The organism is Salinisphaera sp. LB1 (assembly GCF_003177035.1).
Taxonomy (GTDB): Bacteria; Pseudomonadota; Gammaproteobacteria; order Nevskiales; family Salinisphaeraceae; genus Salinisphaera.
This window is the reverse complement of the sequence record NZ_CP029488.1, coordinates 1314646-1334772: the sequence shown is the minus strand read 5'-3', so window position 1 is coordinate 1334772 and position 20127 is coordinate 1314646. Positions and strand designations below refer to the sequence as shown.

Annotated in this window: 20 protein-coding genes; 14 read left to right on the top strand and 6 right to left on the bottom strand. The window is 66.2% G+C overall.

Features of this window, described 5'->3' with window-relative positions; translation table 11 throughout:
• Positions 1-15: 15 nt before the first annotated feature.
• The 12 genes from cobO to SALB1_RS05975 all read left to right on the top strand — a co-directional run bounded on the left by cobO (position 16) and on the right by SALB1_RS05975 (position 11554).
• Entirely contained in the window at positions 16-624 is a 609-nt protein-coding gene (gene cobO / locus SALB1_RS06040) for a cob(I)yrinic acid a,c-diamide adenosyltransferase (protein WP_109993047.1), read from the top strand.
• A gap of 766 nt (positions 625-1390) precedes the next feature.
• Positions 1391-2824 carry a cobyric acid synthase gene (locus tag SALB1_RS06035; protein ID WP_255414512.1) on the top strand — a complete coding sequence of 478 codons (1434 nt, stop codon included), beginning with the start codon at positions 1391-1393 and terminating at the stop codon, positions 2822-2824.
• Positions 2821-3828: an iron ABC transporter permease gene (locus SALB1_RS06030; RefSeq protein ID WP_109993045.1), complete on the top strand. Its 1008-nt coding sequence runs from the start codon at positions 2821-2823 to the stop codon at positions 3826-3828. The genes SALB1_RS06035 and SALB1_RS06030 overlap by 4 nt, the downstream gene beginning before the upstream one ends.
• Complete coding sequence (locus SALB1_RS06025; protein ID WP_255414511.1) at positions 3825-4601, top strand: heme ABC transporter ATP-binding protein; 777 nt, start codon at positions 3825-3827, stop codon at positions 4599-4601. Before SALB1_RS06030 ends, SALB1_RS06025 begins: the two co-directional genes overlap by 4 nt.
• Positions 4594-5133 (top strand): bifunctional adenosylcobinamide kinase/adenosylcobinamide-phosphate guanylyltransferase, encoded by a 540-nt coding sequence (gene cobU, locus SALB1_RS06020; RefSeq protein ID WP_255414510.1) that lies wholly within the window; start codon positions 4594-4596, stop codon positions 5131-5133. Before SALB1_RS06025 ends, cobU begins: the two co-directional genes overlap by 8 nt.
• Before the next feature lie 1145 nt (positions 5134-6278).
• Entirely contained in the window at positions 6279-7340 is a 1062-nt protein-coding gene (gene cobT / locus SALB1_RS06005) for a nicotinate-nucleotide--dimethylbenzimidazole phosphoribosyltransferase (protein ID WP_109993041.1), read from the top strand.
• Positions 7333-7953: a histidine phosphatase family protein gene (locus tag SALB1_RS06000; RefSeq protein WP_145961247.1), complete on the top strand. Its 621-nt coding sequence runs from the start codon at positions 7333-7335 to the stop codon at positions 7951-7953. The genes cobT and SALB1_RS06000 overlap by 8 nt, the downstream gene beginning before the upstream one ends.
• Positions 7950-8720: an adenosylcobinamide-GDP ribazoletransferase gene (locus tag SALB1_RS05995; protein WP_109993039.1), complete on the top strand. Its 771-nt coding sequence runs from the start codon at positions 7950-7952 to the stop codon at positions 8718-8720. The genes SALB1_RS06000 and SALB1_RS05995 overlap by 4 nt, the downstream gene beginning before the upstream one ends.
• Complete coding sequence (gene cbiB / locus SALB1_RS05990) at positions 8711-9634, top strand: adenosylcobinamide-phosphate synthase CbiB (RefSeq protein ID WP_199678709.1); 924 nt, start codon at positions 8711-8713, stop codon at positions 9632-9634. Before SALB1_RS05995 ends, cbiB begins: the two co-directional genes overlap by 10 nt.
• Positions 9625-9996 carry a hypothetical protein gene (locus SALB1_RS05985; RefSeq protein ID WP_109993037.1) on the top strand — a complete coding sequence of 124 codons (372 nt, stop codon included), beginning with the start codon at positions 9625-9627 and terminating at the stop codon, positions 9994-9996. Before cbiB ends, SALB1_RS05985 begins: the two co-directional genes overlap by 10 nt.
• Entirely contained in the window at positions 9996-10628 is a 633-nt protein-coding gene (locus SALB1_RS05980; RefSeq protein ID WP_109993036.1) for an aminotransferase class I/II-fold pyridoxal phosphate-dependent enzyme, read from the top strand. The genes SALB1_RS05985 and SALB1_RS05980 overlap by 1 nt, the downstream gene beginning before the upstream one ends.
• Positions 10625-11554, top strand: coding sequence for a cobalamin-binding protein (locus SALB1_RS05975; RefSeq protein ID WP_109993035.1), 930 nt, complete (start codon positions 10625-10627; stop codon positions 11552-11554). The genes SALB1_RS05980 and SALB1_RS05975 overlap by 4 nt, the downstream gene beginning before the upstream one ends.
• Positions 11555-12319: 765 nt before the next feature.
• On the opposite strand, the gene SALB1_RS05970 is transcribed toward SALB1_RS05975, so the two are convergent.
• The 6 genes from SALB1_RS05970 to SALB1_RS05950 all read right to left on the bottom strand — a co-directional run bounded on the left by SALB1_RS05970 (position 12320) and on the right by SALB1_RS05950 (position 18335).
• Positions 12320-12940 (bottom strand): LysE family translocator, encoded by a 621-nt coding sequence (locus SALB1_RS05970; RefSeq protein ID WP_109993034.1) that lies wholly within the window; start codon positions 12938-12940, stop codon positions 12320-12322.
• Between the two features lie 210 nt (positions 12941-13150).
• Positions 13151-14086 (bottom strand): histone deacetylase family protein, encoded by a 936-nt coding sequence (locus SALB1_RS05965; protein WP_179950709.1) that lies wholly within the window; start codon positions 14084-14086, stop codon positions 13151-13153.
• A 17-nt stretch (positions 14087-14103) separates the two neighbouring features.
• A complete protein-coding gene (locus SALB1_RS19435; protein WP_255414509.1) occupies positions 14104-14235 on the bottom strand; it encodes a hypothetical protein in 132 nt (43 codons plus the stop codon).
• 29 nt (positions 14236-14264) lie between these two features.
• Positions 14265-16136 (bottom strand): phosphomethylpyrimidine synthase ThiC, encoded by a 1872-nt coding sequence (gene thiC / locus SALB1_RS05960; RefSeq protein WP_109993033.1) that lies wholly within the window; start codon positions 16134-16136, stop codon positions 14265-14267.
• A 106-nt stretch (positions 16137-16242) separates the two neighbouring features.
• Complete coding sequence (gene pncA / locus SALB1_RS05955; protein WP_109993032.1) at positions 16243-16869, bottom strand: bifunctional nicotinamidase/pyrazinamidase; 627 nt, start codon at positions 16867-16869, stop codon at positions 16243-16245.
• Positions 16866-18335 carry a nicotinate phosphoribosyltransferase gene (locus SALB1_RS05950; protein ID WP_109993031.1) on the bottom strand — a complete coding sequence of 490 codons (1470 nt, stop codon included), beginning with the start codon at positions 18333-18335 and terminating at the stop codon, positions 16866-16868. Before SALB1_RS05950 ends, pncA begins: the two co-directional genes overlap by 4 nt.
• Before the next feature lie 178 nt (positions 18336-18513).
• Here SALB1_RS05950 and SALB1_RS05945 point away from each other — a divergent pair, with 178 nt between their 5' ends.
• Positions 18514-19227 carry a lysophospholipid acyltransferase family protein gene (locus tag SALB1_RS05945; protein WP_158590643.1) on the top strand — a complete coding sequence of 238 codons (714 nt, stop codon included), beginning with the start codon at positions 18514-18516 and terminating at the stop codon, positions 19225-19227.
• A gap of 75 nt (positions 19228-19302) precedes the next feature.
• Complete coding sequence (locus tag SALB1_RS05940; protein ID WP_109993029.1) at positions 19303-20067, top strand: DeoR/GlpR family DNA-binding transcription regulator; 765 nt, start codon at positions 19303-19305, stop codon at positions 20065-20067.
• The last annotated feature ends 60 nt before the right edge of the window (positions 20068-20127 follow it).

The window sequence follows — 20127 nt, the reverse complement described above, 5'->3', positions numbered from 1 at the left end:
AGCAAAGGCCATGTCATGAGCGAATCGAAAAGCGACGCCCGCCATAAGGCGACGATGCAGAAGCACAAGGAAAAAGTCGACGCCGGCATCCAGGCCGCGGATATCGAGCGCGGCGTGTTCGTGTTCATTACCGGCAAGGGCAAGGGCAAGTCGTCCTCGGCTTTCGGCATGGTGATGCGCGCACTCGGCTATGGCCAGAAGATCGGCGTGGTGCAGTTCATCAAGGGCGTGCAACTCTCCGGCGAGGAGATCTATCTGCGTGATCACTGCCCGCAGGTCGATTTTTACCAGATGGGCACGGGATTCACGTGGAACACCCAGGATCGCTCGGGCGATATCGAAGCCGCCGAGCGCACCTGGGCCCAGGTCGAGCCGATGTTGCAGGACCCGGCCTACGATCTGGTCGTCATCGACGAGCTGACCTATATGCTCGGCTACAAGTACCTGGACGAAGAGCTCGTACTGAACGCCATCGCCAACCGCCCGGTCGAGCAGTCAGTGATCGTCACCGGCCGCGGCGGCGGTTCGGGCCTGCGCGAACTGGCCGATACGGTGTCCGAGGTCGACAACGTCAAGCACGCCTTCAAGGCCGGCATCAAGGCCCGCGCCGGGGTGGATTACTGACCCCGCTTCGATTCGTTTTTCGATAAATCTGTCCGCAGATCGACGCCGCTCTACGCAGGTCTCAATATGTTTTTACAAAGCGGCTATCCGCAGATTTCACAGATTACGCAAATTTAAGAAACGTATGGCATCGCCTAGATCATGGCATCGAGGCTACAATCGATGCCGATTTAACAGCATCGGACGAGTCATTTGCTTTTGATCTGCGTGCATCTGCGTCGATCTGCGGACAGGTTCTCAAGGAAACAAGCCGAGGATTTCGAGCTGTCCTCAAGCCGAAAAACGCCTGCAATTAATCTACGAAATCTGCGGATGAGTGACTTAAAGAACGAAGCCTCGAATATGCCCGCAAGAACGAGCTGCAATCGACATTCCAGCTAAGCAGTGTCGGCCGAATCATCTGCCTTCCGATCTGCGTGCATCTGCGTCGATCTGCGGACAGGTTCCCAAGGAACGAAGCCGAATATTCTGAACTATCCTCAAGCCTGAAAACCGCCTGCAATTAATCTGCGAAATCTGCGGATGAATGACTTAAAGAACGAAGCCTCGAATATGCCCGCAAGAACGAGCTGCAATCGACATTCCGGCTAAGCAGTGTCGGCCGAATCATCTGCCTTTTGATCTGCGTGCATCTGCGTCGATCTGCGGACAGGTTCTCAAACAACGAAGCCGAGTATTTTGAACTGTCTTCAAACCGAAAACCGTCTGCAACCCATCGGTGCAATCCGTGAAATCTGTGGACGAATGACGTGAAGAACGGCCTCCCATGACAGCAAGGACGCTGATGATCCAGGGCACGACCTCGGACGCCGGCAAGTCGACGCTGGTGGCCGGGCTGGCGCGGGCGTATGCCCGGCGCGGCATGGCCGTGGCCCCGTTCAAGCCGCAGAACATGGCGCTCAACAGCGCGGTAACGGTCGATGGCGGCGAGATCGGCCGCTCGCAATACCTGCAGGCACAGGCCGCGCGCGTGGCGGCCACCACCGACATGAACCCGGTGCTGCTCAAGCCTGCCAGCGACATCGGCGCCCAGGTCATCATCCACGGCCATGCCGTCGGCGCGATGGATGCCGGCTGCTACCATGGCTACAAGCCACAGGCGATGGCGGCGGTGCGCGCCTCGCATGCGCGACTGGCCGCTGCCTACCCGCGTGTGCTGGTCGAGGGCGCCGGCAGCCCCGCCGAGATCAATCTGCGCGCGGGCGATATCGCCAACATGGGCTTCGCCGAGGCCGTGGATTGCCCGGTGATCCTGGTCGCCGACATCGACAAGGGCGGCGTGTTCGCCCAACTCGTGGGTACGCTGGCGTTGCTGTCGCCGTCTGAACGCGAACGCGTGGCGGGCTTCGTGATCAATCGCTTTCGCGGCGATATCGGTCTGCTGCAGCCGGGGCTGGATTGGCTGGAAGCGCGTACCGGCAAGCCGGTGTTCGGCGTGTTGCCCTACCTGGCGGGCCTGCATCTGGACGCCGAGGACGCGATCGATACCGGGCAGACGACCGCCGCCGATGCGCTCGTAGTACAGGTGCCGGTTACCCCTCGAATCAGCAACCACACCGATTTCGATGCCCTGCGCGCCCATCCGCGGGTCGATCTGCAGTTCGTCGGCCCCGGCGATACCCCGGGCCCGGCCGATCTGATCGTGCTGGCCGGCTCCAAGAACACCCGCGCCGACTGTGCCTGGCTGGTCAACGCCGGCTGGCCGGATCGCATCAAGCGCCATCTGCGCTATGGCGGCAAGCTGCTCGGCATTTGCGGCGGTTATCAGATGCTGGGCCGCGAAATCGCCGATCCGGACGGCGTCGAGGATCGACCAGGGACGACGGACGGCCTCGGCCTGCTCGACTTCACGACGCGGCTGGATACGAACAAGCATCTGCAGAATGTGACCGGCGCGCTGGCCGGCGGTGGCGCGGTCGCCGGCTATCGCATCCACTGCGGCGTGACCGCGAGGGCTGCGCTGGCACGGCCGTTTCTCCAGCTCGATGACGGCCCGGACGGCGCGCTTTCGGCCGACGGCCAGATCGCCGGCACCTATCTGCACGGCCTGTTCGATACCGGCGCCGGCTGCGACGCGATCCTGGCCTGGGCCGGGCTCGACGCGGCCGGTGCCGTCGATCAGGCCGAGCGCCGCGAGGCCAGCCTGGAACGCTTGGCGGATGCGGTCGAGGCGGCGATCGATCTGGAAGCCCTGCCATGAAGCCGCGCCTGTTGATCGTCATGCTGTGCGTGTTGCTGGCGGCGGCTTTTATGGCCGAGCTCGCCTTTGGCGCGGTGCGGCTGCCGATCGGTCAGGTTGTGGCCGCACTTTTCCATTTCCATGATCGCGTCGATCAGACCGCGCTCATCGTCAATGCGATCCGTCTGCCGCGGGCGCTGCTGACCGCGCTGGTCGGCGCGATCCTGGCAATTTCGGGTGCGGCCATGCAGGGCTTGTTTCGCAATCCGCTGGCCGATCCCTCATTGATCGGTGTCACCGCCGGGGCTTCGGCCGGAGCCAGCCTCGCGATCGTGTTCGGCGGCGCGCTGGCCGGTTTTGCCGGGCTGTCACTGGTGGCGCTGGCCGCGTTCGCGGGCGGCGCGGCGGCGGTGGTGCTGGTCTATGCGCTGGCCACCCGCGCCACCGGCACATCGGTGGCCACCATGCTGTTGGCCGGCATCGCGATATCCGCGCTGGCCGGCTCGCTCACCTCGCTGCTGGAGTTCTATGCCAGCAACGACATGCTGCGTCGTATCAGCCTGTGGCAGATGGGCGGGTTGGAAGGCGCCAACTGGCCGCGCGTGGGCCTGATCGCGGTCGCCGCCGCGGCCGTGCTGGCCGGCCTGCCGGCCCGGGCACGGGCCTTGAACGCATTGTTGCTGGGCGAATCCGAGGCCCGTCACCTGGGTTTCGCAGTAGACCGGACCAAGACCGTGTTGATCGTGCTGGTCGCCTTCGGCGTCGGTATTTCGGTGGCCCTGGCCGGGGCGATCGCCTTTGTCGGTCTGGTGGTGCCGCATATCGTGCGGCTGGCGATCGGGCCGGATCATCGCACGTTGTTGCCGGCCTCCGCCCTGGCCGGGGCGGTGCTGTTGCTGGCCGCCGATACCCTGGCCCGGGTGGTGGTCGCGCCGGCCGAGCTGCCGGTGGGGCTGCTGACCGCGCTGCTCGGCGCGCCGTTTTTCATCGTGTTGCTGCGCGGCACGCGGGATTACGCGCTGTGACGTTGGCGGTCGAAGAACTGGCGATCCGGCGTGGCGGTCGTGTTCTCATCGCCGGCGTGTCGTTTACGGTGGCGCCCGGCGAAATGCTGGCCGTGATCGGGGCCAACGGCGCCGGCAAGTCGACGCTGCTGCATGCGCTGGTGGGCGATCTGGCGCCATCCGCCGGGCGGGTGGCGTTCGACGGCCGCGCGCTGGGCGCCTTCGACCGGCGCGAACGCGCGCGGCGGATCGCCTTTCTGGCCCAGGCCAGCGCGCTGGCGTTTCCATTCACCGTGCGCGAGGTGATTGCGCTCGGCCGCAGCCCGCACGCCACCGGCCGCGCGGCGGATGCCGCGGTAATCGATGCCGTCGCCAAGGCCACGGATATCGCGCACCTCATGCCGCGTGCCTATACGCGCCTGTCCGGCGGCGAGAAGCAGCGCGTCCAGCTTGCCCGCGTACTGGCGCAGATCGGGTCGGCGGAGGACGCGGCGGCGCGGTTGCTGTTGCTGGACGAGCCGGTCGCGTCGCTCGATATCGGCCACCAGAGCCTGATCATGCGCAGCCTGCGTCGGTGCGCGGCCACCGGAGTCGCCATTGTCTTCGTCGGCCACGATGTCTCGCTGGCTGCCGCGCACGCCGACCGGCTGTTGGCCCTGGCCGAGGGCACTACCGTGGCCTGGGGTACACCGGCCGAGGTCGTGACCGAGGCCACGCTGGCCCGGGTCTTCGATGCCCAGACCCACGTCATCCCGCACCCGGTGACCGGCACCCCGGTGGTGCTGCATGATTGAGGCGATGCCGGGCCATCATCTGATTCTGGGCGGTGCGCGCAGCGGCAAGAGCGCATTCGCCGAGCGTGAAGCCCTTGCCACGGAGGCGAGCCGCTGGATCTATATTGCGACCGGCCAGGCGCACGACGCCGAGATGGCCGAACGCATCGCGCACCATCGCGCGCATCGAGATGCCCGTTGGCAAACCGTCGAAGCGCCGCTCGGGCTGGCGGATGCGATCGCTGCGTACGACGCCGTGGGCACAGTTGTTCTGGTCGATTGCCTCACGCTCTGGTTGAGCAATGCGCTGGCCGCCGACGCCTGGCCCGGCGAGCGCGATGCCCTGCTTCGGGCGCTGCCGGACTGTACGGCGCGCGTGCTGCTGGTTTCCAACGAAGTCGGCTCGGGCATTGTGCCGCTCGGCGAGCTTTCGCGTGCTTTCGTCGACGAGGCCGGGCGGTTGCATCAGGCCCTGGCGGGCCTGTGTTCGCGGGTTAGTCTCGTCGTGGCGGGGTTGCCTCTGGATTTGAAGCCGTTGTCGTCAAGGCCGTGAGTCGTCGTGCTTTCAAGTTGGCGGAAGGTTGGGGTTTCGCACTGCTGTGCGAGTCACGTTCGTTTGCTTGTCCAAACGAACGTAACCCAAGGAAAGGACACCCTGTCTTGCGCCGATGCTCCGCATCGGTGCCCTGCGCGGCTCCGGCCGCAAGCGGACCGCCGGAAACTCACCGCGCTGCGCGCGACTCAGACATCCGGCGGTCTTTTTCGCTTTCGGCCTCCACTGCTCGGCGCCGCGCCCAAGGGGCCCGATACAGGCACGACACGCCAAAACCGGGAAGTTGGCCTGGCTGTATTTTATCCCGTTACACGGTGACGGAGACGCGCAGCGGCGACGGGTGTCCGGCGCACTGCGCCGGTGCGGCAAGGTGTTTGAGGGCCGCCAAAGCGGCCCGAGTTTTTGCCGCATCCCGTCGTCGCGAGCATCGGAGTGAACCGGCGTCAGCCGGCGCCGTGTCGGGTGCCTTTTTCTTGGTTCCTTCTTTTGGGCACGCAAAAGAAGGAACTCGCACATCAGTGCGAAACCAAAGCCCTGGTCGCCGCAAAAAAATGTTCCGGCGCCGACACTCGAAAGCCAACCTCATCATCGTCGTCGGCTTGTCCGCATCAAATAGTTGCGTAGGTCGGATTAGGTGCTTGCACCGTAATCCGACAGTCGAGCCCCGGAACTCGCCGATTGAGCGTCGGATTACGCGCTGCGCGCTCATCCGACCTACCGTTGCTGTCGCCGCTGACATGAACCGTATTTCTTGCCTGGCGTCCACCAATACACGGGCACGGAACGCCAATAATTTTTCGAGCGTTGCGGATCCACGTGTTTCCGATCCTTTGAGGCTCGGGCTGGCTTATGTCGGAGTTCTGAAAGAAATTATCCACAGATCAACGCCGATGCGCGCCGATACAAGACCGGAAGATTGTCGATTGGGTCGAGTTGGCTCGCGCACTATTGGGCTATGCCGCGGCGCGAAAGACACTGGCCCTCGCACGCAATCATCGACGAGCCTTATCGCCCGTTGCACGCGCTGATCGTGAAGTCACTGATTTTCGATCTGCGTGTATCCGCGTCGATCTGCGGACGGTCTTGTTATTCGCGCTTCATTCGCGTGCATTCGCGAACCGGGTTTTCAACAGGAGCAATTCTCTATGCCTGATTTCGACTGGCTCTTCGAACCGGCCGCCCAGCCCGACGAGGCCGCCCGCGCGGCGGCGATCGAACGACAGAATCAGCTCACCAAGCCGCCGGGTTCGCTCGGCCGGCTGGAAACGCTGGCCACCGATTTCGCGGCCTGGCAGGGCGCGGACAAGCCCGTGCTGAATCGGATCGGGCTGGCGGTGTTCGCGGCCGATCACGGCGTGGCCGCGCAGGGCGTCTCGGCGTTTCCACAGGAAGTCACGGCCCAGATGGTGGCCAACTTCGCGGCCGGCGGCGCGGCGGTGGCCGTGCTCGCGCGCGAGGCCGGGGTCGACATGGCGGTGGTCAATCTGGGCACGGTAACGCCGACCGACGACGTGCCGGGGGTGGTCAATCATCGGCTGGCGTCGGGCACCGCGGATTTCACGTGCGGCCCGGCGATGGATGGCCCGACGCTGTCGGCCGCACTGCGGGCCGGCGCGGACCAAGTAAACGGGGATCTGTCGTTATTCGTGGGCGGCGAGATGGGCATTGCCAACACCACCAGCGCGGCGGCGGTGTTCGCGGCCCTGGCGGATCTGGACGGCGCGGCGACGGTCGGCCGCGGGACCGGGGTCGACGATGCCGGGCTGGCCGCCAAGCGGGCCGCCGTTGATGCCGGCCTGGCGCGACACCGCGAGCGCTGGGCGGCGCAATCCCTGCCCGATGCCGCGCTGGCGATCCTCGAATGTCTCGGCGGGCTGGAGATTGCCGCGCTCGCCGGCGCCTATATCGCGGCTGCGCAGCGCGGCGTGCCGGTGCTGGTCGACGGTTTCATCAGCAGCGTCGCCGCGCTGGCCGCGGTGCATCTGAATGCCGGTGTGGCCGGCTGGTTGATCTTCGGGCATCGTTCGGCGGAAGGCGGCCATGGCCGGGTGCTCGAAGCGCTGGCTGCCGAGCCGTTGCTTGATCTGGATATGCGGCTCGGCGAGGGCAGCGGGGCGATGGTCGCGCTGGGCGTGATTCGGTCCGCGCTGGCCGTTCACGGCAGAATGGCGACTTTTGCCGATGCGGGAGTAGCCGATAGTGCCTGATTTCGACATGACCACGACCACGGTCGACATCCTGCGCCACGCTGAATGCGAAGGGGGTCCGATCTTCCGTGGCTCGACGGACGTGGCCTTGTCCGAGGCCGGTTGGGCCCGGCTGCGCCGGGTGACCGGGCCGCTCGAGGGCTGGGATACGATCGTGACCTCGCCGATGCGTCGTTGCCGCGAATTCTCCGCCGAACTGGCCGCGGCCCGCGATGTGCCCTTGAACGTCGACGAGCGCTTCCGCGAGATGTATTTCGGCGACTGGGAAGGCGTGCTCATCGCCGACGTGTGGGCGAACCAGTCCGACGCCGCGCGCGCCTGGTATGTCGATCCGGAGAACAATACGCCGCCGAACGCCGAGCCGTTGCCGTCGATCCGAGCCCGGGTGGCCGAAGGCTGGACCGAGCTGGTGGCCGCGAACCGGGGCGGCCATGTGCTGCTGGTGTGCCATGGCGGGGTGATCCGCAATCTCGTGGCCCATGTGCTGGACCTGCCACTGGCGGCGACCAATCGTTTCGGCATGCCCTATGGCTGTCGCGCCCGGATCAGCATCACGCACGACGGCGAGTCGTCGATGCCGCGGCTGATGGGTTACAACCTCGACCGGGCATGAAACGCGCCGCCACGCCGCTTCTTCTGGCGCTGTCACTGCTGACCGTATTGCCGGTCGGCCGGTGGCTGCCCGCACGTATCCGGCCGGTCGATCAGGGGCGTTCGGTGGTCTGCTATCCGTTGGTGGGCCTCCTGATCGGTGGGGTGCTCGTGCTCGCAGAAGGCGTGTTGCGCGGTGCGGCGCCTCTGCTTGCCGCCGCGTTGTTGTTGGCGGTGTGGGTCGGTATCACCGGCGCATTGCATCTGGACGGCCTGGCCGACTGTGTCGACGCGGGCTGTGCCGGCCACCGCGACGCCTCGCGTATTCTCACGGTGATGAAGGACCCGGCCGCCGGGCCAATGGCGGTGGCCACGATCACGATCGTGTTGTTGGTCAAGTTCGCGGCCTTGGCGACATTGCTGCAGCACCGGGGCGCGATCGTCGGCTTGTTGCTTGCCGTGCCAATGCTGGCCCGTGCCGGTACCGCCGCGCTCATGGCCACCACGGCCTACCGCCGAGACCGGGGCATCGCCCGCGACCAGGCGGCCACCCGTCCGCGCGGGGCGATCACCCTGGGGATTGTCGTGGTGGCGGTGGCGGGCGCATGGCTATTGCCGCTGTCTCTCTGGACGTTGATGGTGCTGCTGGCCGGGGTGATCGTGTGGAGTTGGCGCCGGACCTGGCAGACCCGTATCGGCGGTTATACCGGCGACGTGGCCGGCGCGCTGATCGAACTGGTCGAGGCGGCGTCACTGGTGGCGGCGGCCTGGGGCCTGCCGTGGCATTGAGCCTGATGCTGGTCGCGGCACTGGTGGCCGATGCGGTGCTGGGCGAGCCGCGCCGGCGGCATCCGCTCGCGCTGTTCGGCCGTCTTGCCGATCGGGTGGAAGCGCGGTTCAATCACGGCCGTCGACGCAATGGCATGGTCGCGCTGATGGTGGGGCCGCCCACGCTGTTTGTCGGCGCATGCGTCGCCTGGGTTCCGAGCGGGCTGGCGTGGTTATTGGCGGGTCTGGTACTCGTGCTGGCGGTTGGGCGGGCCGGCTTGATCGAACACGCCGAGGCGGTGGCCCGTCCGCTCGCCACCGGCGATCTCGAAGGCGCCCGGCAACGCGTGGCCTGGCTCGTCAGCCGCGATACGGCGCAACTGGATGCCGCCGGCGTACGCGGCGCCCTGCTGGAGTCCGTGCTCGAAAACAGCAGCGATGCGATCTTCGCCTCGGTGTTCTGGTGCGTGTTCGGCGCCGCGGTGGCGGGCCCGGCAGGCGCCGCCGCGGCGGTACTCGCCCATCGGCTGGTCAATACCCTGGACGCGATGTGGGGCTATCGCACCCCCCGGTTCATTGCCTTCGGCTGGGCCGCGGCGCGCCTGGACGACGGCATGAACTGGCCGGCGGCACGGCTCACCGCGCTGGCTTTCGCGCTGGTCGGCGACACCCGCGCTGCATGGACCTGCTGGCGCGAACAGGCGGGCCGATGGTCCAGCCCGAACGCCGGCCCGGTGATGGCGGCCGGCGCCGGTGCGCTCGGTATCCGCCTCGGCGGCGGCGCCTGGTATCACGGCGCCTGGCGGGAACGGCCGGCGCTGGGTGGCGGGCGTACGCCGGAAGACGTCGATGTCGTACGCGCGCTGGGTCTGGCCGATCGGGCATTGGCCGTGATCGTGGTGGCCGTACTCCTGATGGACGGGCTATGGGCATGATCCACGGTGGCCAGCTGCGTGCCGCGGCTGCGCACTACGGCATTCCCCGGCATGAATGGCTGGATCTGTCGACCGGCATCGCGCCCTGGTCGTGGCCGGTACCGACGCTGCCCGCGGCTGTCTGGTCGCGCCTGCCGGAAGCCGATGATGGGCTGGTCGCCGCCGCGGCCGCCTACTATGGCTGTGCATCGGATTGGCTCGTGGCGTTGCCCGGTAGCCAGTTCGCCATTCGCGAGCTGCCGCGCCTGTGCGCGCCGGCCACCGTGGCCGTGCCCGCCGTGGGTTATACCGAGCACGCCGCCGCCTGGCGCGCGGCGGGCCATAGCCTCCGGTACTACCGCGATCTGGACGATCTCGAGTGATGCTGGCGGCGGTCGATCGTGCCGTGGTGCTCGATCCGAACAATCCGACCGGCGAGCGCGCCGGTCCGGATCGCCTGCGCCGAATCGCACTCGCGCTCGGCGCGGGCCGCCTCATCGTCGATGCAGCCTTCGCGGACGGGGACGAAGGCACGTCTTTCGATCCAGTTACACATGAGGCGATCGTGCTGCGATCGGTGGGCAAGTTCTTCGGACTGGCCGGCATCCGTCTCGGATTCGCTCTCGGCCACAAGGCCACGGTCGATGCATTGCGTCGCGCCGTGGCGCCCTGGGGCGTGGCGCATCCGACCCGCTGGATCGGCACGCGGGCGCTGGCCGACCGCGATTGGCAGATCGATCAGCGCGCCCGGATTCGAGATACGCAAGCCTGGCTCCGTGCGCGCCTCGTCGCCGCCTTCCCGCAACAACTCGTGGTCAGCGGCGGGTCGTTCGTGACCGTGTTCTTTTCGGCCGAGGGCGCGGCCGCCGCGGCGCACGCCGAGCTGGCATCTCGGGCCGTGTTCACCCGGCTCGGCGACAACCGGCGCTGGCTGCGTTTCGGACTGCCGCCGGAACACCAGCGCGAACGGCTCTCGGCTGCCCTGCGGCATGTCGACGGGGATACCAATCCATGACCGCGCAGCGCATGCGCCGCACGCGTCGGTGGGCTCTGCTCGGGTTGTTATCGCTGCTGGGGTGGCTGGCCGGATCGGCAGCCATGGCCGCGGCTGGCCCGGTTTCGGTTACCGATTTCACCGGGCATGAAGTCCGGCTGGCGCATCCCGCACGCCGGATCGTCGCCTTGACGCCCCATCTTGTGGAAAACTTGTTTACCGCGGGACTGGGCAATCGCGTGGTGGGAGCCGTACGTTATTCGAATTATCCCCCGGCGGCCCAGGGCATCCCGCGCGTGGGCGGCTACGATAGCCTCAGTCTCGAGGCGATCGTGGCGAAAAAGCCGGATCTGGTCGTCGCCTGGGCCGAGGGCGGCTCCCCCGACATCATCCGTCGGCTGCGGGCGCTGGGTATCGCCGTGTATGTCGATGATCCGCGTCGGCTGGCCGGCATTGCGCGCACCATTCGCGATCTGGGCGTGCTGGGCGGCACGGCCGATCACGCCGATCGCGCGGCTGCCGCCTTCGAACAGCGCATCGCGGGGCTGCGGCAACGCTACGCGCATCGCCGCCCGGTCTCGTTGTTCTGGGAGGTATGGTCGGACCCGCTGCGCACACTATCCAATGCCGGTATGACCGGCGCCGTGATCCGGCTGTGCGGCGGCCGCAACATCTTCGCCAAGGCCGCGACACTGGCGCCGCAGGTCAGTATCGAGTCGGTCATCGCGCGTGCACCACAGGCGATCGTGGCCTCGGGCGTGGCGCAGACCAAACCACAGTGGAAAGCCTATTGGCGGCAGTGGCCGGCCATCCCCGCGGTCGCCCACGATCATTTCGTGACCGTCCCGCCGGATCTCATTAGCCGGCCCACCGTACGACTGGCCGACGGCGCCGCCCAACTCTGCCGCAAACTCGCCCGCGTGCGCCGCGATCAAGTGCGGCCATAAGGCCGGTTTATCCACAGATTACGCGGGTTTTCACCGATTAAAAATGATAGTTGTCCGCAGATCGACGCAGATTAACGCAGATGTTAAGAAAAGGATGCATGACGCTTGTGCCGCGGCCGTATCGTGTGCGGCACGTCGAGAAAAAAGATTACAACTGCCTCTTAAAAAATCTGTGCAATCTGCGTAATCTGTGGATAGAAATGTGTCGTATCAGCGCGCGAGGAGCGATTACTGGCGCGTCATGGTCTCCCGGGCGGGGGTGTTCCGGAAGCGGGTTCATCCGCAGATTACGCAGATTTCACAGATTAAAAAACTGTGTTTTCCGCAGGTCGACGCAGATTAACGCAGATGCTAAGAAACGTGTGAATGGCGAGACTGGGTGCCGCATGTCAAGGACAAGTGCATACAACGGCCTCTAAAAAATCTGTGTAATCTGCGTAATCTGTGGATAGAAAACAGTGTGTCGTATCAGCGCGCAAGGAGCGATTACTCGCGCGTTATGGGCTCCTGGGCGGGGTTGTTCCGGAAGTGGATTTACCCGCAGATTTCACAGATTAAAAACGGTGTTTTCCGCAGATCGACGCAGATCTTGAGAAAAAGAATATCAATACGTGTGCCTTGGCCGTGTGTTCGCGTCATGTCGGGGAAGCATATTCGCAACGACCCCCAAGAATCCGCGTAATCTGTGGACAGAAAGGCGCGTCGTATCAGCACGATCACCCCGTGCCGGGGCGGTTTTAGCGGACACTGGATAAAGGGCGGCGGTCAGCTCAGTGCCAGCCAGACGCCGACGGCGGCGATCAGGGTGCCGGCGATGCGGTTCAGGAGGCGGACGTTGGAGCGTTTGGCGAGCATGGCGCGCGCGGCGGAACCGCCGCTGGCATAGAGGACGAGACAGGTCAGTTCCATCGCCAGAATCATCGACAGCATTAGCACCAGTTGCGGGGCGAGGGCCTGCTGGAAGTCGAGAAACGGCGGCAGCAGGGCGATGAAGAACGCCCAGCCCTTCGGGTTGGCGATGGCGGTAACCAGCCCCTGGGCCGCGAGCTGCGCTCGGGGCGGGGCGGCCTCGTCATTCTCGATCTCGGGAATCGCCAGATTGCCGCGCGAACGCCACATCTGGATACCGAGCCAGACCAGATACGCGCCGCCGACCCACTTGAAGACGGTGAACACGGCCGGGTAACGCATCAGGACGGTGGCCACGCCGATCACCGAAGCGACCGCGACCGTGGCCACGCCCGCCAGTTCGCCGATCCACATCCAGGCCGTGCGGCGAACCCCGACCGTCATGCCGAGGCTCAGCGACAACGTCATGCACAGCCCTGGCGTGAGCGATACGAGAAAGAACGTCGGCACGAATACCGACAGCATCGAGATCGTCATGGCGCGACGTGGTACACGTACGGGCCGCTCACTATACGGCGCGCCGGTCGATAACCCAATGATGGATCCGGCGCGGTCAGTCCTTGGCCCGAGCTGATGTATCTGACCTACGCGGCGGTCCTGAATCTGGCCAACGGCATGCATCTCTGGTTGTAGCGGCGAACCGCCGCGGTTGTCCTTTCCGCAGGCAGCCGCGGCATTTGTTGTCGCTCAGCGCTCGCCGGCCCGCAGCAGGGCCTTGATGTGGATGGCGGCGCTTGCCGCCAGCGCATCGAGGGCGTAACCCCCTTCGAGCAGGCTTACGACGCGGCTGTCGCAATAAAGATCGGCCACTTCGGTGATGCGCTGGGTGACCCACTCGAAATCCTCGGCCTCGAGCTGCAGGTCGGCCAGCGGGTCGGAGCGATGGGCGTCGAAGCCGGCCGACACCAGAATCAGCTGTGGTCTGGCCTCATCGAGTGCGGGCAGCCAGTCGCGCTCGATGGCACGCCGGAATACCGAGCCGCCGACACCCGCACGCAACGGTGTCTTGATCAGCTGGCCGGGGATGCTCTGGTCCGCTGTGAATGGAAACAACGGGTTCTGGTAGCTCGAGCAGAACAATACCCGCGGCTCATGGCGAAAGACATCTTCCGTGCCGTTGCCGTGATGTACGTCGAAATCGAGGATGGCGACACGTTCCAGGCCACCGACGGCCAGCGCGTGCGCGGCCGCGATCGCCACGTTATTGAAGAAGCAAAACCCCATCGCTCTGGCGTATTCGGCATGATGCCCGGGCGGGCGCACGGCGCAGAAGGCGTTGGCGGCCTCGCCGGCGAGTACGGCATCCACCGCTGCGATCCCGGCACCGGCGGCATGGCGCGCCGCGGGCAGGGTGTGCGGTGTCAGCGCGGTGTCGCCGTCGATCGGCACTTGCCCGGTCGTCGGCGCGCTGGCGAGCAGCTCGTCGACATAAAATTCGTCGTGCACGCGCTTGATGGCCTCGAGCGAGGCCTCGGGTGCAGCGCGCCGGTCGAGCGCGTCGGCAATGCCGACCACCTCCAGCCCCTGGTCGATCGCGGGCAGCCGGTCCGGCGCTTCCGGGTGGCCACGTCCCATATCGTGGGCGCGGCAGAGGTCATGGCGCGAGAAATAAGCCGTGGCCATGCGGGCGCCCCGATCGCCTAGCCGCGCCGCGGCGCAGTTCGCCGGTTATGGGCGAAGTCGTCGTGGCGGTTGTTGCCGACGGTGTCGGCCGCGGTGCCCGCCGCGGCCGCGACAGGCGTCGCCGTGCGGATCTGTCGAGTACGTGGCATGGCGGGCTCCCGCGGGGGCATTGTTCTCATTATTGGTACAGCGCGTGACCGCCGGCCTTGAACTGCTCGGCTTTTTCCTCGAGACCGGCCTCCAGCGCATCCTCGGGTGTGGCGATGCCGCGCTCGGCGGCGAATTCGCGCACTTCCTGGGAAATCCGCATCGAGCAGAACTTGGGCCCGCACATGGAACAGAAGTGGGCCACCTTGGCCGAGTCCTTGGGCAGGGTTTCGTCGTGGAATTCGCGCGCCTTCAACGGGTCCAGCCCGAGGTTGAACTGGTCCTCCCAGCGAAACTCGAAGCGGGCCTTGGACAGGGCGTTGTCACGAATCTGGGCACCCGGGTGGCCCTTGGCCAGATCGGCCGCGTGCGCCGCGATCTTGTAGGTGACGATGCCTTCGCGGACGTCGTCCTTGTCCGGCAGGCCGAGATGTTCCTTGGGCGTGACGTAGCAGAGCATGGCGGTGCCGTACCAGCCGATCTGGGCCGCGCCGATGGCGGAGGTGATGTGGTCATAGCCGGGGCCGATGTCGGTGGTCAGCGGGCCCAGGGTATAGAACGGCGCCTGGTGGCAGTCGGCCAGCTCGGCGTCCATGTTTTCCTTGATGCGTTGCATCGGCACATGGCCGGGGCCTTCGATCATCACCTGGACGTCGTGGGCCCAGGCGATCTGGGTCAGCTCGCCGAGCGTGCGCAGTTCGGCCATCTGGGCTTCGTCGTTGGCATCGGCGATCGCGCCGGGCCGCAGGCCGTCGCCTAGCGAGAACGCCACATCGTAGGCCTTCATGATCGCGCAGATATCTTCGAAATGCGTGTACAGAAAGCTCTCGGTGTGATGCGCCAGGCACCACTTGGCCATGATCGAGCCGCCGCGGGAGACGATGCCGGTGACGCGGTTGGCGGTCATCGGCACATAGGCCAGGCGCACGCCGGCATGGATGGTGAAATAGTCCACACCCTGCTCGGCCTGTTCGATGAGCGTGTCGCGGAACATCTCCCAGGTCAGGTCCTCGGCCTTGCCGTCGACCTTCTCCAGCGCCTGGTAGATCGGCACCGTACCGACCGGCACCGGCGCGTTGCGGATGATCCACTCCCGGGTTTCGTGGATGTGCTTGCCGGTGGACAGGTCCATGATGGTGTCGCCGCCCCAGCGGGTGGCCCAGACCATTTTCTCCACTTCCTCGGCGATCGAGCTGGTCACCGCCGAGGTGCCCATGTTGGCGTTGATCTTCACCCGGAAGTTGCGGCCGATGATCATCGGCTCGGATTCCGGGTGATTGATGTTGTTGGGGATGATGGCGCGCCCGGCCGCGATCTCGTCTCTGACGAACTCGGGGGTGACATGATCCGGCAGGTTCGCGCCGAAGCCTTCGCCCGCGTGCCGGCGCAGCAGCCGGGAGTCGCGAATTTCGTCGATGCGCGCGTTCTCGCGAATGGCGACGAATTCCATCTCGGGCGTGACGATGCCGCGCCGCGCATAATGCATCTGGCTGACGTTGACGCCGGCCCTGGCGCGGCGCGGGGCCCGCACATCGGGAAAACGCAGATGGCCGGTGGCGGCATCGGCCGCGCGATCCCGGCCGAACTCGGACGACAGGCCGGGCAATACCTCGGTGTCGCCGCGTTCCTCGATCCAGGTGGCCCGCAGCGCCGGCAGGCCGCGCCGCAGGTCGATCTCGGCACTCGGGTCGGTATACGGGCCAGAGCAGTCGTAGATCGTGATCGGCGGGTTCTTCTCCACGCCGAAGGTGGCCGGCGTGTTCGATTGCGCCACCTCGCGCATCGGCACGCGGATATCGGGCCGGCTGCCGGTGACATGAATCTTGTTCGAATTGGGAAACGGTACCCGCATCTCGTCGGCGAGACGCGCGGACACGGCCAGATCCTTGGGTACAGCACTCATGGTCGAACCCCGAGAGGAAACATCAAAAGATAAAATGGCAATCTAGCAAGGCGCGGGGCGCAATAAAACCGGCCGGGCCGCGACGCCACGACTGGTGCGGCATCGGCTAACCGTGCGCCCCCAGGACGGCGCTGTCCACGCATTCGGCACCGGCCGCGCGCATGGCCTGGATAGCCGCTTGTGTGTCGCCTTCGTGCATGTCCACGCCGCGCGTGCCGTCGACGATCAGCGTCACCGGAAAACCCTCGGCCAGTGCGTCCATTACCGTGAACTTCACGCAGACATCGGCCGCCAGACCCATCACGAACAATCGATCCGTGCCCAGACGGCGCAATACGTCCGCCAGATCGGTTTGCTGCCGGTGATCGTTGTCGTAAAAGGCCGAATAGCTGTCGATGCGGCGGTTTTCGCCCTTGCGCACGACATGGTCGATGTGTGCGACGTTCAGCGCCGAGGCGAAACTCGCGCCGGGGCTGCCCTGCACGCAATGTGCAGGCCAGAGAATCTGTTCCAGGCCGTCGACTTCGGTGACCTGGAACGGTTTGAAGCCGGCGTGCTGTTCGGCGAACGACAGATGATCCGCCGGATGCCAGTCCTGGCTGGCCACCACTGTGGAGAACCGCGGCATCAGGCGGTTGGCGACCGGCACCACGGCATCGCCGTCGGCTACGGCGAGCGCCCCGCCCGGCAGGAAATCGTTCTGGATATCGACCAGCAATAACGTATCGGTCATGACGAACCCTCCGATTGTCGCCCGTCATTATGACGCTGGGCGAGCCAATCGCGCAGGGCGTCGGTCGACTCGTCCAGATAATGATCGATCAGCGCCAGGTAATTCGGCCGCTCGGCGAAGTAGGCGAACTGGGCCTTGGCGTATTCGCGGATCGCGCCCAGCTCGGGCGAGGTGTCCACCCGGGTGCCGCCCTCGATGACCGGCTGCAGCAATTCGATATGCGGCGCGTCGGCGTCGAAGCGGTGCTCGTATTCTGCTACGCCACCGGCCCAGGCGGTCGACCACGACGCCTCGTCGTAGAGCAGGTCGGCGATCGGTTTGCCGTCGGCGTCGGTGAAACGACGCACCTGCTGCACGCCGGGGCGCGTCAGCTTGCCCGGGGTGTCGCTCATCTTCATGCGATATGACCAGCGCCCGGAATCCTCGCGGATGGCGGCAAGCTTGTACACACCGTCGAGTGCGGCGTCCGGTTGGGCGGTGGTCAGGCGGGTGCCGATGCCCCACAGCGCGATCGGTGCGCCGCGCGACTTCAGGTCGGCGATCGCGCGTTCGTCCAGGCTCGAGCTGGCCGCGATCCGGGCATCGGGAAAGCCGGCGGCATCCAGCCGGCGCCGGGCGCGCTTGGCCAGGTGCGCCAGATCGCCTGAATCCAGGCGGATGCCGGCCATTTCGTAGCCGTGTTCGCGCAGTTTATTGCCCGCGCGGATGGCGTTTTCGATGCCTTCCAGCGAGTTGTAGGTATCGACCAGAAATACGCAGTTGTTGGGCAGGGCGCGCGCATAGGCATCGAAGGCATCGATTTCGTGATCGAAGGCCATCACCCAGCCATGCGCGTGGGTGCCCGATACCGGAATGCCGAACAGCTGCCCGGCGAGTACGTTGGAGGTGCCGGCGCAGCCGCCGATGTAGGCCGCCCGCGCGGCCGAGACGCCGCCGTCGATGCCCTGGGCCTTGCGCAGACCGAAGTCCAGCACGCTGTCGCCTTCGGCGGCGTGGGCGATGCGCGCGGCCTTGGTGGCGACCAGGGTGGGGAAATTCATCAGATTGAGCAGCGCCGTCTCGAGCAGCTGGGCCTGGAGAATCGGCCCGGTCACGCGCAGCATCGGTTGATGCGGGAACACCGCCGTGCCTTCGGGGACGGCATCCACCCGGCCGGTGAAACGGAAATCCCGCAGATAATCGAGGAAGCCGTCATCGAACAAGGGTTCGCCGGCGTTGTCCTTGAGCGTGCCGAGGTAGGCGATATCCTCCTCAGTGAAGCGCAGGGCACAGATGTAATCGATGGCGGTTTCAATACCGCAGGCCAGCGCGAAGCCGTTGTCGAACGGCGCCTGGCGATAGAACAGATGATAGACCGCCTCGCGCTGACCGGTGCCGTTGAACCAGTGCGCATAGGCCATGGTCAGCTGGTAGAGATCGGTCAGCAGCGCGGGCGCGCGGCCGTAGAGTTTCTCGATTGCGGACATCGCGGCGTTCGTTGGGGCCGATCGCGCCGGCTGTGGCACCGGGCGATCGGTTAGGCTGTGTGGCGAAAATCCGGGCGGCATGCCGCCGGACGATCATCGCCCTGAATTACGTGCGCGGCCAGTTTACCCACATCCGCGCCTTGCAACACGAGGCCCGGCGTTTAGCCCGCCCCCGCCCATGAGTGAATCACGCCACCACCAGCAGAAAACCGGCCGCACGCCGTTGTCGTGGCGCCAGCGCCTGCGGGTCGCGCTTGCGGCGCCGCTGCTGCGGCTGCTCGCACGGGCCCTGCTGGCCACCTGTCGCAGCGCCGGTGTGCAGGGCGTGCATCACCTGGACGCGCTGATCGAAAACCAGCGCGCGGCCTTGTTGTGCTGCTGGCATCAGCGGCTGCCGTATTGTGCCGGCTGGCTTCTGGCCGCGCGATCACGCGGTCTGGCGCCGGGTTTTCTGGTCTCGCCCTCGCGCGACGGCGAACTGGTCGCTGCCGTGGTTGGCGGCCTGGGCGCGACCGTCCTGCGGGGGTCGGCGAACCGGACCGGAGCGCGCGCGTTCCGCGACATGTATGCCACCCTCAAGTCGGGCGTATCGCCGGTCATCGCCGCCGATGGCCCGCATGGGCCGGCGTGCCGGGCCAAGCCCGGAACCGCAATGCTGGCACAGATGACGCGGGCGCCGATGCTGCCGGTGAGCTTTGCCGCCGATCGCTACTGGCAGCTCGGCTCGTGGGACCGGATGATCATCCCCAAGCCCTTCGCGCGAGTGGTCATGATCATCGGCGAGCCGCTGGCCTGCAAGCGCGGCGACACGCCGGACGCCGCCGCCACCGAGCTGGGCGAGCGCCTTGATGCGCTCACCGCCGAGGCGGACGCACGGTGTGCGTCGCGCTGATCGGGGCGTTGCCCGTCTTCTTCGACACTCGGGCTACACTGCGCGCTTGAACTCCATGGATCGGCCCGGCCCCGGATGAACGCTCTCGATCGACGCCAGCGCATACTCGAATGGCTGCGCCTGAAGCGCCGGGTCACCGTGGCCTGGCTGGCGGAGCAGACCGGCGCGTCACTGGAGACGATCCGGCGCGATCTCGCGGGGCTCGCCAGCGAAGGCCTGGTCGAGAAATTCCACGGCGGTGCCGCCATACCGGACAACCCGGCCTACGAGAACGCGTTCGCGACCCGGATGTACGAACAGGTCGATGCGAAGACGGCGGTGGCCGAGACCGCCGCGGCGCTGTTCGCGGCCGGTGACAGCCTGTTCGTCGATACCGGCACCACCACGCTGCTGTTCGCGCGTGCTCTGGCCGGCCAGCGCGGACTGACCGTCATCACCAACTGCGTGCGGATCGCCCAGGCGCTGGGCGAGTCGGAGAATCGGGTGTTCCTCATTGGCGGCGAATACGAGCCGGACGCCCAGGAGGCGGTCGGTACCTTTGCTCAGGATCAGATCGCCCGGTTCAATGCGGCGCACGTGGTGATCACGGCCGGAGCGCTGGATGCGGGCGGCGTGATGGATTTCTCGCTCGCCGAAGCTGACGTGGCGCGCGCGATGATCGCCCAGGCCGATACCGTCACCGTGCTGGCCGATGCCAGCAAGCTGGGCCGGCGGGCGTTGTTCAAGGTGATCCCCTTGGCACGCATCGACCGGCTTGTGGTCGATGCCGAGCCCGACGCCGAGCTGCGCGATGTGCTCGATGAAGCCGGCGTGGCGCTCTACATCGCTGGCACGGTGTAGCCCAAGCCCGCTCGCCCGGGCGTCGCCATTCGGCGATCTTGCCGTATTGCACTGATTTGA

Bases quoted from the DNA above. Each gene is read 5' to 3' on its own strand.
- cobO (WP_109993047.1), top strand. From the start codon at position 16: ATGAGCGAATCGAAAAGCGACGCCCGCCATAAGGCGACGATGCAGAAG.
- SALB1_RS06035 (WP_255414512.1), top strand. From the start codon at position 1,391: ATGACAGCAAGGACGCTGATGATCCAGGGCACGACCTCGGACGCCGGC.
- SALB1_RS06030 (WP_109993045.1), top strand. From the start codon at position 2,821: ATGAAGCCGCGCCTGTTGATCGTCATGCTGTGCGTGTTGCTGGCGGCG.
- cobU (WP_255414510.1), top strand. From the start codon at position 4,594: ATGATTGAGGCGATGCCGGGCCATCATCTGATTCTGGGCGGTGCGCGC.
- cobT (WP_109993041.1), top strand. From the start codon at position 6,279: ATGCCTGATTTCGACTGGCTCTTCGAACCGGCCGCCCAGCCCGACGAG.
- SALB1_RS05995 (WP_109993039.1), top strand. From the start codon at position 7,950: ATGAAACGCGCCGCCACGCCGCTTCTTCTGGCGCTGTCACTGCTGACC.
- SALB1_RS05985 (WP_109993037.1), top strand. From the start codon at position 9,625: ATGGGCATGATCCACGGTGGCCAGCTGCGTGCCGCGGCTGCGCACTAC.
- SALB1_RS05980 (WP_109993036.1), top strand. From the start codon at position 9,996: ATGCTGGCGGCGGTCGATCGTGCCGTGGTGCTCGATCCGAACAATCCG.
- SALB1_RS05975 (WP_109993035.1), top strand. From the start codon at position 10,625: ATGACCGCGCAGCGCATGCGCCGCACGCGTCGGTGGGCTCTGCTCGGG.
- SALB1_RS05970 (WP_109993034.1), bottom strand. From the start codon at position 12,940: ATGACGATCTCGATGCTGTCGGTATTCGTGCCGACGTTCTTTCTCGTA.
- SALB1_RS05965 (WP_179950709.1), bottom strand. From the start codon at position 14,086: ATGGCCACGGCTTATTTCTCGCGCCATGACCTCTGCCGCGCCCACGAT.
- SALB1_RS19435 (WP_255414509.1), bottom strand. From the start codon at position 14,235: ATGCCACGTACTCGACAGATCCGCACGGCGACGCCTGTCGCGGCCGCG.
- thiC (WP_109993033.1), bottom strand. From the start codon at position 16,136: ATGAGTGCTGTACCCAAGGATCTGGCCGTGTCCGCGCGTCTCGCCGAC.
- pncA (WP_109993032.1), bottom strand. From the start codon at position 16,869: ATGACCGATACGTTATTGCTGGTCGATATCCAGAACGATTTCCTGCCG.
- SALB1_RS05950 (WP_109993031.1), bottom strand. From the start codon at position 18,335: ATGTCCGCAATCGAGAAACTCTACGGCCGCGCGCCCGCGCTGCTGACC.
- SALB1_RS05945 (WP_158590643.1), top strand. From the start codon at position 18,514: ATGAGTGAATCACGCCACCACCAGCAGAAAACCGGCCGCACGCCGTTG.
- SALB1_RS05940 (WP_109993029.1), top strand. From the start codon at position 19,303: ATGAACGCTCTCGATCGACGCCAGCGCATACTCGAATGGCTGCGCCTG.